The organism is Virgibacillus proomii, assembly GCF_018916875.1.
GTDB classification, from domain to species: domain Bacteria; phylum Bacillota; class Bacilli; order Bacillales; family Amphibacillaceae; genus Virgibacillus; species Virgibacillus proomii_B.
In genome coordinates, this window is the sequence record NZ_JAHLNO010000019.1 from 183,348 (window position 1) to 195,311 (window position 11,964).

The following is an 11,964-nucleotide window of genomic DNA, read 5'->3' on the forward strand; positions in this document are numbered from 1 at the left end:
GGGAGGTTGTATCTAATTGACAAGAAAATTATTAACGCGAAATGATGCAAAAAATGCTGTATATGGTGGTTGTATTTTAGGTGGGGGTGGAGGAGGCTGGATTCGTGATGGTCTGGAGAAAGCGGAGTTAGCCTTCTTAGAAAACAACCATCCGGAATTGATTACTGTTGATGAATTGAAAGATGATGATTATGTAGCGTGTGTTTCATTAGTTGGCGCCCCTTCCGCCAAAGAGATGTATATTAATTCTAAACAGTTAATTGAAACCGTAGAACGAATGCAAATGGAATGTAACAAACCGATTAAAGCGTTAATGACGAATGAAAATGGGGCAAGTACCACGATTAATGGCTGGCTGCAAGCAGCAGCAACGGGCTTACCGATTTTAGATGCACCTAGTAATGGTAGAGCTCATCCAACGGGATCGATGGGCTCGATGAATCTGTCAGAAGTATCAAACTATGTTTCGATTCAGACCTTTGCAGGCGGAAAAGGAGCAAAAGAGGTAAAGGGAACAGTCATTGCCAGGCTTGATACAGCAGCAAGTACTGTCCGCTCTGTATCCGTTCAAGCAGGTGGTATGGTTGCGGTATGCAGAAATCCAGTTCAGATAAAATATGTCAAGGACCATGCTGCCATCGGTGGAATTAGCCAGGCGATGGAACTTGGAGAACTGTTTTTATCGACGCCTAACGGATTACAACGAATTGAGCAAGTAACGAGCCATCTAAAAGGAAGAATTATTCATTCAGGTGTCGTAACATACTTTTCCTTAAATAAAACAGGTGGTTTTGATATTGGGACGATACATGTAGATCATGACCTTGAGTTAACGTTCTGGAATGAATACATGACAGTAGAAATATTAGGCTATCGAAGAAGTACCTTTCCAGATCTGATTATGACATTTGATACAAATACAGGTATGCCGTTAGTAAGTGCAGAAATTGAAGACGGAATGGAAATTACTGTTATTACCATACCAAAGAAAAATTTGAAGCTTAGTACAACTATGTTTAATGAAAAATTGCTAAAAGTTATTGAACCCTATATTCAAAAGAAGATTGTTTAAGGAGCTGTTTAGAAAATGTCTTTAAAATACACACTAGAAGCTTTGGAATTATTAGATAGTTCATATGTAAGCGGTAAGCTGGTAACAGATTTATTTGCCGATAAAGAGCATGTAGAAGCTTCGTATACTACAGTTACTGGTGAAGAAGGTTCTACGGACTTTGTTAAAATTATCATTAAAGGAACGGAAGGAAAGAGTAGTGGAGGTTCCGCTCCGACACTGGGTATTGTTGGCAGACTAGGAGGATTAGGCGCAAGACCAAGCCGGATTGGCCTAGTATCTGATGGTGACGGTGCAGTCGCTGCTGTAGCAACAGCATTAAAATTAGCAGCTATGGTGGAACAAGGTGATCGGCTGCCGGGTGACGTGTACGTAACTACTCATATTTGCCCAAATGCACCAACTCAGCCACATGAACCAGTTGAATTTATGGGATCTCCAGTTGATATTTTAACGATGAATCAATATGAAGTAGTACCTGAAATGGATGCTATTATTTCGATTGATACAACGAAAGGCAATAAGGTGTTTAATCACCGAGGAATTGCTTTATCCCCGACTGTAAAATCTGGATATATTTTAAAGTTTAGCAATGATTTAATTCGTATTATGGAAATGACAACAGGTGATTTACCAGTAACATTTGCTGTAACAACACAAGATATTACTCCATACGGTAATGATATATATCATATCAATAGTATTTTACAACCGTCCGTAGCAACAAGTGCACCTGTCGTTGGTTTAGCAATTACGACAAAAACAGCGGTCCCTGGATGTGGAACAGGTGCTAGTCATGAAGTCGACATTGCTCAAGCAGTACGCTTTAGCATTGAAGTTGCTAAAGAGTATACACAGAGAAAATTTGAGTTTTATGATGTGGATGAATTTGCCCGTATAGAAGCTAAATATGGCTCCATGGAGCATTTACAAACATTAGGCAGGAAATAAAAATGAGTAAAGGTATAATAGGTTTGTTAACCATTAGTCAGTCCCCAAGAACGGACGTAACGCGCCTCTTTCGAAAAGATACTCGGTAAGGAAATAAAGCTAATCGAGCGTGGAGCATTAGATATGCTGGAAATGGAAGATATGCTTGATATCGCCAGATTGATTTAACGGAGCAAACTTATATATCAAGATTAAAAAATGGGGAGCTGTAAAGATAGGAAAACAAAGGCTTCTCTCGCTTTTACAAAGAGAACTCACTAAATTAGAAATGAGAGTAGAAGTAGTTATTATGCTTTGTACAGGTGATTTCCCGACTTTAAAAGCTACAAACCAATTATTTATCCAGACCAGTTCTAACTTATACGGTACAAGCTATTTCAACAACTGGGACATTAGGGTTAATTATTCCATTAGAAGAACAGAGGGAGACTTTAATTGAAAAATGGGCAAATTGTAACTTAACGCTAGTACCTGAAGTTGCCCCTCCCTATGAAAAAAGTGATGTGAAAGGAGCTGCTGAACGCTTGCAACAGCATGGAGCAGATCTTATCGTGCTCGATTGTATGGGGTATAATGAACATCACAAAAAAATGGCGATAGTAGGAAGCGGTTTGCCGGTTATCCTGCCGCGCACTTTAACTGCCCGGGTCGCTCTAGAATACGTGGAAAATAGACTCGGAAATGCCGAGTCTATTTTCCACGTCCGGAGAACAAGGAAATGGAGATAAAAAAATGCCTGTCATTGCTTTATTTGTTTTAAGCTTGCTTTGGGGTTCTACCTTCTATTTTACAAAAATGGTATTACCGGACTTTCATCCTGTTTCTATCGTATTTTATCGCTGTCTGTTGGGAGGTTTGACTTTATTCCCCTTCTTTTTATGGAGGAGAAAAAAACAGGATTTTCAAAACTTCCTCCCGTTAATAGGGATTACTTTATTAAGTACAGGTATCCCTTGGGTATTTATGAGCTTTAGTCAAAAAGGGCTTGATACTACAATAAGTGCGGTTCTTAATGCGACTGGCCCAATTTGGGGCATGGTTTTCAGCTTCTTTATTTTAAAAATACAGCTTCGTAAAAAGGAAATATTTAGTGTGCTTATTGGCTTTAGTGGAATACTAGTAGCCTTCTTTTTAGGTACCTCTGACAAGATTAACTTTACCTTCAGCAGTGCGATTCTTTTATTATTAGCAGTTAGTTTATATGCGTTATCTGCAATTTTCACATCCAAGTATTTAAGGAATGTAACGGTGTATACAATTTCGTTCGTTTCGTTGCTTACAGGAAGTGTCTATTCAGGCTTATTTATGATCTTCATCGAGCCATCCAGTTACCGAGCTTTTATGGACATTGAAAATTTTGGTGCATTGATGATGTTAGGGGTATTTAATTCAGGAATTGGCAATCTGCTGTATTTTTATCTTGTGCAAAAAGCAGGTCCTATCTTTGCCTTATTAATAACTTATTTAATGCCGATTACCACAATTTTATTAGGTGTATTATTATTAAATGAAAATTTAGTAGCAGGAACCGTATTTGCATTAGTTTTTGTTTTAATTAGTGTATACTTTTCTAGAGAGAGAGGGAGGAAATAAACATGGAAGCATTTCAGCAAACCGTAAATCGACTAATGAAGAATAATATCCAGATTGAAAAAGCTGAAAAAATACTTGTTCTAACGGATCGAACGACAGAAAAATTAGCCAAAAAATTTAATGAAGCATTAAAAAAAGATGGGTGGACATCTACTTTCTATATGATGGAGGATCGATCAAAGTCAGGAGAAGAGCCACCAAAAGAAGCTGCTGAACTTATGCTGCGATACAGGCTTGTATTTTGCCTTACAAAGCATTCTTTAACGCATACGATGGCAAGAAAAGAAGCGAATGCTAAAGGAGTTAGTGTTATTACATTGCCTGGTATTACAGAGGATATGTTCTTGCAAGGCGCGATGAGTGCCGATTACAGCCGGGTAGAAGAAGAAACGATAGCGATGGTGGAAAAATTGACAGCTGCCAAATCTGTAACGATTTTGACGGGAGAGGCAAATAAGTTAGAAATTTCGATCAAAGGAAGACGAGGGATAGCTAGTACTGGGGTATTTAGAGGAACAAGTGCATCGGGAAACCTTCCATCCGGTGAAGCATATATTGCTCCAATTGAAGGAATGGCAGAAGGTTCAATTGAAATCAATGGTTCAATAGCTGGAATAGGCTTATTAAATGAAGCAATCACACTAACGATTGAACAAGGAAAACTTATCCATGCTACAGGAGAAAAAGGAAAGAAATTACTAGCATTACTCGGTGAGGAACAAGGAAGAATGCTTGCAGAACTCGGGATTGGAACGAATTATAAAGCGAGATTGACTGGAAATATTTTAGAAGACGAAAAAGCATATAATACCGTGCATGTTGCGTTTGGTTCAAATCATACATTTGGTGGTACGATTAATACAGATGTACATATCGACTGTGTAACAAAAGATCCAAAATTAGAGTGGGAGTAGTTAATCTTAAGTATTCAAGTGGATATATCTAAGAACAGGTTGTATTTTCTTCTGTAGGTCACTGGGCAGTAAGACCTGCCCTTTATGAGAAGTCGAAGTGAGAGAAAACGGCACCTAAATGTCCGATTGGTTCAACTAATCATTCCGTGTTCCACGGAATGAAGTTTCGCTTTATCCCGTCAGAAGTTTCCAGTTTATATATTGCTATTAGAGCACCTCCACCACACTGATAAAGCGCTTTCAAAAAGAGTGAGCGCCAATAGATGTAACAACTGTTGATGAAAGCTCTATAGCATGTTTTATTGATTGATTTATATCTTGTTTTTTTTGGTAAGCTGCTAAAAATCCAGCTACAAAAGAATCTCCTGCACCTGTAGTGTCGATAGCTTCAACTTTTAGAGCAGGTATATGTTTAATTGATTTTCCATCCCAGTATATACATCCTTGATCACCCAGTGTTAAAATTGGATATTTAACAATCGATTTTAGCTTTTTAATGATTTCAAATGGTTCAGATTGAGAGGTTAATAGAACACCTTCTTCGTAATTTGGAAAGAAAAAAGTAATTCCTCTCATAAAAGATAGAAATTCTTTCTTGTGTTCTTTTAGAAAAAAAATAGAGCTAGGATCTAAAGCTATCATTTTTTCCATCATTTGTGCCTGGTTTTTTGCTTTAAATGCAGCGGTTCTCGTATTTTCGTCAAAAAAGCTGTATCCAGATAAATAAATGAGATCAGCTTCTAAATCATTAGGGATATCTTTATCATTTAAAGTTAAATTTGCTCCTCTATCTGAAATCATTGACCTTTCACCATTATTTTCGTTGATCATAACAATAATAGATCCGGTTTTATCTTGGTCCACTTTAGAGATCTTAGGTTGAACTCCACTTTTTATACTTTTTTGGATTAAAAATTCCCCAAACGGGTCGTTTCCAACTTTACCAATTAACGTGCATTCTATTCCTTCTCTGCTGATATAAGCTGCAACATTATTGGCTTGTCCACCAGGTTTAAAATGAATCATTCCTTTTGTGTCAGTTCCATAATTTGTTTTTCCTTTCTTCACTATGATATCTACTACTAAATCACCAATTACAGTTATCATTTTTTTGCATACTCCTTTGCTATAATAGCTGCAATTTTGGCATTATTTAACATTAAAGAAATGTTGGCAGCGACACTTTTTCCATTTGTCAATTTACGAATTCTATCTAAAAGGAAGGGAGTTACCTTTTTTCCTGTTATATTTTTTTCTTTTGCTTCATTCAATGCATCATCGATAATTTTGTTTATTAAGGTTGGATTAAGTTCATCTTTCTTTGGAATGGGAACAACAAGGGAAGTAGCGTAGTTCAAGTTCATGTTATCTTGTGTTTTCAGAAGTTTAACAAGGGATGCCTTATCTATTTTTTCTACTGTCAATCCGCTATCTTGTGTGTAGAAGTTAGGATACTTATCAGTTTCATAACCATAGATCGGTACACCTATTGTCTCAAGGTATTCAACGGTTTTTGACACATCTAAAATAGATTTTACGCCAGCACTGACTACACATACTTTACATTTTGCCAACGTTGGCAAATCGGCCGAAATATCAAACGTTTCATTTACACCATAATGAACTCCCCCCAATCCTCCGGTAGCAAAAAAACGAATCTCAGAAAGTTCAGCTACATACATAGTTGCTGCAACTGTAGTTGCGCCTACCTTTTTACTTGATAGTACCCTAGGAATATCATGGATACTTGTTTTAAAAGCGGTTGTTGATTGACCAAGTAATTCTATTTCAGTATCGTTAAGACCTACACAGATATTACCATTAATTAAAGCGATGGTTGCAGGCACAACTCCTTGTTTACGTATAACTGATTCTACTTTTTGTGCAAGTTCAACATTTTGCGGGTAGGGAAAACCGTGAGAAATAATCGTTGATTCCAGTGCAACTATTGGCTTTCCGGACTTTATTGCGGATTTTACTTCACTACTGTACTTCATATAATTCATTTTAAGTTCCTCCAATTAATAATATTTTTGATGGAAATAAAGTCAACTATACTATGAGGTTACCAATTTAACTAAAACTAATAAGAAGCCCTTTTTACAAGTGTTGGTTTTAGTTCAGGATGATGTATGCTGTTCTTATTAGAAGTCATTTGGTGAATTAGTAGATCTACAGCTGCACGTGCAATTTCATATTTTGGTTGGGATATAGTAGATAAAGGTGGATAAAAATATTTACTCATTTTAATGTTATCGATACCCAGGACGCCGATATCTTTTCCAATTGCTAAGCCGAACTCCTTAATCGCTTGGTAGACCGCAAGTGCTCTTTCATCTCCGGATATAAAAATTGCATCAATAGGGTTAGTACGTAAAATATCTGTAGTGGTTTTATATGCATTTTCTAAACTATACACATGATGGTAAACTGTTTCTTTTAATCCATGTTCTTTGCAAAAAATTCTATACCCTGTCTCGCGTTTTTTATTAATAATTGATTTAGTATTTCCCAGTAAGAGCGCGATGGATCTGTATCCTTCTGTATACAATACTTCGGTTCCTGAGTATCCCACTTGTACATTGTCTATACCAACATATGGAACTTCAAATTCATGCTGACTATCCCCAATCAATATAAAAGGTATCTTATTCGTTTTTAAATACATTATTCTCTGGTCGTCTTTTACAGGGTCAAAGATAATTGCGCCATCACATAGATTATGCTTTACTAGGTGAAAGCCATCATTTTCATTACTATTAAAGCTATCTGGAGAAGATGGGGATAAAACTAATCGATATTCACTTTTTTTTGTTATACGGTGTATTTCATGAAATACTTCATTGTGGTAGGCACCCCAATAGTCACCAGAACGTTGATCAACAAAGATAACAATTTGATTGGTTTTTCTTTCCTTAAGTCCCTTGGCTAAAAGGTTGGTCTTAAAATCCAGTTCTTCAATAACACTTTTGACCCTTTTTCGTGTGGATTCTTTTACATTAGGATGTTCATTTAATACTCTGGATACTGTACGAACAGAGGTATTACTTAATCTAGCAACATCTTTGATAGTAGGTTTCTTCATTTCCATCAATCCTTTCCACTTTTGCCATCGTTAGCAAAAGTCAAATATAATATATCATGATTCAATTATTATGTTAACGCTTTCTTTTGTTTTTTACACCTGTAATTCCAGAATGAAGAGCAAGCGCCTAGCAGTATACATTCAGTTTCACATTCTTTATCTTCCTTTTTGAGTATAGGCACAATACCTGAACTAGAGGCTTGTTCTAGTCAAACTTACTTTCAAATAAGCGTAGTAGTCTATTAACAATCATAGGAGGTTTACAAAAATGCTAAAATTAAGAGTTATCTCTCTAAAGACCAAAATACTAACGTTAATCGTTTCATTAATTTTGGCTATTATTATTTTAATATCAGGTATTTACATCATGATTGAAAAAAACAAACAGAAGAAAATATGGGAAAATTGGCACTGCAAGTAGCAAAGACGGTTTCTTTTATGCCAACAGTAAAAGAAGCTTTTAAGAAGGAAAGCCGGATAAGTTTGTTACAGTCTATTGCGGATAATATAAAGATGCAAGTTGATGCTGAATATGTTGTAATCAAAAATACTGATGGGGTTATTTATGCACATCCTGACAATTTATTGCTTGGAAAAAAGAGGCAAGAAAGTGATAATTATCGAGCACTTATTTTTGGTCAATCTTATATTTCTAGATCAGAAGGAAGTTTAGGAGCTGCATTAAGTGGAAATACTCCAATCTTTGATGATAATGGTAATATTATGGGAATTGTTTCGGTAGGTTACTTGTTTGAGGATATATATGCTAAAATTTATCGGAAGATTCGTGTTATTAGCAATGTTTCGCTTGTCGGTCTATTACTAGGGGTTATTGGTGGAATTATACTAACAAATAATATTCGCAAAGATACGCTAGGTCTAGAGCCTTTCGAGATTGCCAATCTTTATCGGCAAAGAAGTGCGATTTTACACTCGATTAAAGAAGGAATTATAGCGATTGATGAAAATGGGCGAATTACAATGATAAATCAGCCTGCCATAGATATGCTAGGGTGTAATAATCATTATCTTTATGAGCCGATTGAGAAGATTTTCCCAAATACACTGCTAGAGGATTTTTTGAAATCAGGTGAAAATGAAGAAAATCAAGAAATGTATCTTAATGATCGTTTAGTTATTATGAACAGGGAAGTTGTCAAAGAAAATGGAAGAATAATTGGAGCGGTAGCAAGTTTTCGCGATAAGACAGAAGTGAAAAAGATGATTGAAACTATTTCCGAGGTTAGACAGTATTCCGAAGATTTAAGAGCGCAAACACATGAATATGCTAATAAACTTTACGTACTATCGGGTCTGATGCAATTGGGGAAACATGAAGAGGCTGTAGATATGATACAAGCGGAATTGAGAGTTAACTCCAAACAAAATCATCTTTTATTCGATCAAATAAAAGATAATAATGTACAAGCTATTTTACTAGGGAAAATCGCAAAATCTTCTGAAAAGAAAATGGAGTTCATAATTGATCAAAATAGTTCACTTTCCCCTTTACCTAAACACATCGATATTTCTAGTTTAATTGCTATTTTAGGTAATATTATTGACAATGCATTTGAGGCAGTTAGTGGAAATGAAATAAAAAAGGTAGTATTTTTTGCAACTGATGTGGGAAATGACATTATTTTTGAAGTTGCCGATAATGGAAAGGGTATCATAACAAAAGAAAGTATTTTTAAAAAAGGTTTTTCAACGAAAACGGGAGAGGATCGAGGATATGGGTTGGCGATTGTACAGGATACAGTTAATAGATTAGGAGGTGCAATTGAAATCAAGAATGATAAGACAGGCGGGGCGATTGTTACTATATTTGTACCGAAGCAAGGGGGAGATTTGTATGATTAAAATTGTAATCGCTGAAGATGATTTTCGCGTTGCCAGTATTCATGAGCAGTTTTTATCACAAATAGATGATGTAAAGGTGGTAGGTAAGGCATTAAATGGTGAAGAAACGATGAAGGTAATTCAAGATAGGGAGGTTCATTTATTACTACTCGATATTTATATGCCCGATATACTTGGAATTGATTTATTACCTAAAATAAGAAATCTATCATCAAGTATAGATATTATTATGATTACTGCGGCTACAGATATTGATATGGTGAAGAATTCATTAAACTATGGTGTGTTTGACTATATCATCAAGCCTCTGAAAATGGAACGATTTTTAGAAACGATTGAAAAATATAAGCAAAAAAGAAAACTTATTCAATCGCATGTTTGTGTTGGTCAGAAGGAAGTAGATCAACTATTTATGGCTAAAGCTTCTCAAACGGAAAAAGCAGTAAGAAATAATTTACCCAAAGGCATTGATCCATTAACGCTGGAAAAGGTGAAAGCAATAATTAAACAAGGGCGAAAAGGGATAACAGCAGAGGAGATGAGTGAAAAAATGGGGGCTTCTAGAACAACCGCCAGACGATATTTAGAGTATTTAACGTCTATGAAAGAAGTGAAAGCAGAACTTCAATATGGGATAGTTGGCCGTCCAGAAAGGATATATATCATTTCATAAAAAAGTTGGGAACGTGAATTATTGAGGCATAAAAATGATTTCTGGAAAATATTTATCCTGCATTTAAGTTGGTGTAAGATTCCCACTCCAGAAGGAGAATTACAACTGAACGAAATCACTTGATTCCTTACTATAAACAAAATGAACATAATGTTCTTTTTGTTTTTTATGTGAATAATGTTGTAAACGTTTTCTTTAATAATTATCTATTATATGATAATTTTCGAACTTTTATTAAAACTAATATAATATACGAGGAGGAGTCTGATGAAAAAGCAATTTGCTTTACTGTTTTTACTCATTTGTATAATTATTCTTTCCGCATGTAATCCAGAACAAAAATCTACGAGTGGGGAAGAAAACTGGAAGCCTGAGAAAGCTATTGAAATTGTTGCTCCGGCAGGTGCTGGTGGAGGCTGGGACACTACTGCGAGAACTGTAGCTAAAGTATTTAGTGAAGAAGGAATTATTGATCAGGATATTGGGGTCGTAAATAAAGAAGGTGGCGGCGGCGCAATCGCTTGGACTTATATTCATAACCTTGAAGGAAGTAACCATAATATTTTCATCTCATCACCGCCACTTATATTTGTACCACTTAATGGACAAACAGAATTAACATATGAAAATTTCACGCCACTTGTTAATTTGGTAGCTGACTATGCTGCATTTGCCGTTAGGGCGGATGCCAAGTGGGACAATCTAAATGAGCTATTTGAAGATATGAAGAAGGATCCAACAAGTATTACAGTTGTAGGCGCATCTTCCCCGGGGAGCATGGATCATATGCAATTTGTGAAAATCGCTAAGGAAGCCGGAGTTGATGTAACGAAAATTAAATATGTATCAAATCAAGAGGGATCACCATTAACGGATCTTCTAAATGGCAGTGTTGATGTTTACTCTACCGGAGTAGCTGAAACAGTGGAACAAGTAAAAGCTGGAAAAATTAAAGTTTTAGGTGTAACCTCCCCTGAACGATTAGAAGGAGATGTTTTGTCTACTTTTCCAACTGCAGCCGAGCAGGGTATTGATGCGACGTTTATTAATTGGAGGGGGTTCTTTGGACCACCAAATATGGATAAAAGCGCTATTCAATATTATGAAAAAAAGTTTAAAGAGCTATGTGAATCGGAATCATTCTCTAAAATTCGCAGTCAGTATGGCTGGACGGAGATGTTTATGGGACATGAAGAGTATAAACAATTTTTAGCAGAACAAACAGAAGAACTAAAAGAATTAATGGAAGAACTTGGTTTATCGCAATGATTTACAGAAGAGCCAATGTTGAAGCGATCAGTATTGGCTCTATAAAAATGAATGAAAGTGTGGTGAATAGAGCATATGCTGAAATCTGCAGAACGAAAAATAAGCATTATCCTTACTTTACTGGCGATTGGTTATTTAATCTTAAGTTATCAGCTGCCGTCATATCCGTTTGTACCAGTTGACTCTGATTTAATGCCAAAACTGTTAGGGTTTCTATTAATTGTTTTATCGATTATTTTATTTTTTGGGCCAAATACAGATGAACAGGAAAACAAGACTAATCATGTATCTAGACATGAATTAGTAATCCTCCTTCTATTAACAGCTTTAATAATTCTTTATATTTCCTTACTAGAGGTAATCGGGTTTGTCATTGTTACGGCGTTATTTATTTTTAGTTGCTCCTGGATACTAGGATATAAAAATTTTAAAGTGAATGTAATTGTATCCATTCTGTTTCCAGTTGTCATCTTTTATATTTTCAATTATTTATTACAAATTAATTTACCTAGTGGAATTTTGCCATTTTAGGTGTTAAGGAAGG

Annotated in this window: 11 protein-coding genes and 1 pseudogene; 9 read left to right on the plus strand and 3 right to left on the minus strand. The window is 35.8% G+C overall.

Going from position 1 to position 11,964, the window contains the following annotated elements; translation table 11 throughout:
• The first annotated feature begins 16 nt into the window (after positions 1 to 16).
• The 5 genes and pseudogenes from KQI21_RS08355 (at position 17) to KQI21_RS08380 (ending at position 4,530) form a co-directional block, all read left to right on the plus strand.
• Positions 17 to 1,072: an S-methyl thiohydantoin desulfurase family protein gene (locus KQI21_RS08355; protein ID WP_216483745.1), complete on the plus strand. Its 1,056-nt coding sequence runs from the start codon at positions 17 to 19 to the stop codon at positions 1,070 to 1,072.
• 15 nt (positions 1,073 to 1,087) lie between these two features.
• The gene (locus KQI21_RS08360; RefSeq protein ID WP_216483746.1) at positions 1,088 to 2,023 is read left to right on the plus strand and encodes a DUF1177 domain-containing protein; all 936 of its coding nucleotides are present in this window, start codon (positions 1,088 to 1,090) and stop codon (positions 2,021 to 2,023) included.
• Positions 2,024 to 2,237: 214 nt separating this feature from the next.
• A pseudogene (locus KQI21_RS16760) lies at positions 2,238 to 2,751 on the plus strand (AroM family protein).
• 4 nt (positions 2,752 to 2,755) lie between these two features.
• Positions 2,756 to 3,616, plus strand: a complete 861-nt coding sequence (locus KQI21_RS08375; protein WP_216483747.1) for a DMT family transporter — start codon at positions 2,756 to 2,758, stop codon at positions 3,614 to 3,616.
• 2 nt (positions 3,617 to 3,618) lie between these two features.
• On the plus strand, positions 3,619 to 4,530 hold the full coding sequence (locus KQI21_RS08380; protein ID WP_216483748.1) for an aminopeptidase: 912 nt from the start codon (positions 3,619 to 3,621) through the stop codon (positions 4,528 to 4,530).
• 240 nt (positions 4,531 to 4,770) lie between these two features.
• Here KQI21_RS08380 and KQI21_RS08385 read toward each other — a convergent pair whose 3' ends face one another.
• The 3 genes from KQI21_RS08385 to KQI21_RS08395 form a co-directional block, all read right to left on the minus strand.
• A complete protein-coding gene (locus tag KQI21_RS08385; protein ID WP_216483749.1) occupies positions 4,771 to 5,637 on the minus strand; it encodes a carbohydrate kinase family protein in 867 nt (288 codons plus the stop codon).
• Positions 5,634 to 6,536, minus strand: a complete 903-nt coding sequence (locus KQI21_RS08390) for a pseudouridine-5'-phosphate glycosidase (protein WP_301281742.1) — start codon at positions 6,534 to 6,536, stop codon at positions 5,634 to 5,636. Before KQI21_RS08390 ends, KQI21_RS08385 begins: the two co-directional genes overlap by 4 nt.
• A 77-nt stretch (positions 6,537 to 6,613) precedes the next feature.
• A complete protein-coding gene (locus KQI21_RS08395) occupies positions 6,614 to 7,615 on the minus strand; it encodes a LacI family DNA-binding transcriptional regulator (RefSeq protein WP_216483751.1) in 1,002 nt (333 codons plus the stop codon).
• A gap of 396 nt (positions 7,616 to 8,011) precedes the next feature.
• On the opposite strand from KQI21_RS08395, the gene KQI21_RS08400 reads away from it, so the two are divergent.
• From KQI21_RS08400 to KQI21_RS08415, 4 genes are all read left to right on the plus strand, one after another.
• Entirely contained in the window at positions 8,012 to 9,478 is a 1,467-nt protein-coding gene (locus KQI21_RS08400) for an ATP-binding protein (protein WP_309245527.1), read from the plus strand.
• On the plus strand, positions 9,471 to 10,151 hold the full coding sequence (locus KQI21_RS08405) for a response regulator (protein WP_216483752.1): 681 nt from the start codon (positions 9,471 to 9,473) through the stop codon (positions 10,149 to 10,151). Before KQI21_RS08400 ends, KQI21_RS08405 begins: the two co-directional genes overlap by 8 nt.
• Positions 10,152 to 10,418: 267 nt before the next feature.
• The gene (locus KQI21_RS08410) at positions 10,419 to 11,420 is read left to right on the plus strand and encodes a tripartite tricarboxylate transporter substrate binding protein (protein WP_216483753.1); all 1,002 of its coding nucleotides are present in this window, start codon (positions 10,419 to 10,421) and stop codon (positions 11,418 to 11,420) included.
• A 75-nt stretch (positions 11,421 to 11,495) separates the two neighbouring features.
• A complete protein-coding gene (locus KQI21_RS08415; RefSeq protein WP_216483754.1) occupies positions 11,496 to 11,951 on the plus strand; it encodes a tripartite tricarboxylate transporter TctB family protein in 456 nt (151 codons plus the stop codon).
• Positions 11,952 to 11,964: the final 13 nt, after the last annotated feature.

Excerpts from the sequence above, each read along its gene's own strand:
- KQI21_RS08360 (WP_216483746.1), top strand. The coding sequence starts at position 1,088 with ATGTCTTTAAAATACACACTAGAAGCTTTGGAATTATTAGATAGTTCA.
- KQI21_RS08375 (WP_216483747.1), top strand. The coding sequence starts at position 2,756 with ATGCCTGTCATTGCTTTATTTGTTTTAAGCTTGCTTTGGGGTTCTACC.
- KQI21_RS08380 (WP_216483748.1), top strand. The coding sequence starts at position 3,619 with ATGGAAGCATTTCAGCAAACCGTAAATCGACTAATGAAGAATAATATC.
- KQI21_RS08385 (WP_216483749.1), bottom strand. The coding sequence starts at position 5,637 with ATGATAACTGTAATTGGTGATTTAGTAGTAGATATCATAGTGAAGAAA.
- KQI21_RS08390 (WP_301281742.1), bottom strand. The coding sequence starts at position 6,536 with ATGAATTATATGAAGTACAGTAGTGAAGTAAAATCCGCAATAAAGTCC.
- KQI21_RS08395 (WP_216483751.1), bottom strand. The coding sequence starts at position 7,615 with ATGAAGAAACCTACTATCAAAGATGTTGCTAGATTAAGTAATACCTCT.
- KQI21_RS08400 (WP_309245527.1), top strand. The coding sequence starts at position 8,012 with ATGGGAAAATTGGCACTGCAAGTAGCAAAGACGGTTTCTTTTATGCCA.
- KQI21_RS08405 (WP_216483752.1), top strand. The coding sequence starts at position 9,471 with ATGATTAAAATTGTAATCGCTGAAGATGATTTTCGCGTTGCCAGTATT.
- KQI21_RS08410 (WP_216483753.1), top strand. The coding sequence starts at position 10,419 with ATGAAAAAGCAATTTGCTTTACTGTTTTTACTCATTTGTATAATTATT.
- KQI21_RS08415 (WP_216483754.1), top strand. The coding sequence starts at position 11,496 with ATGCTGAAATCTGCAGAACGAAAAATAAGCATTATCCTTACTTTACTG.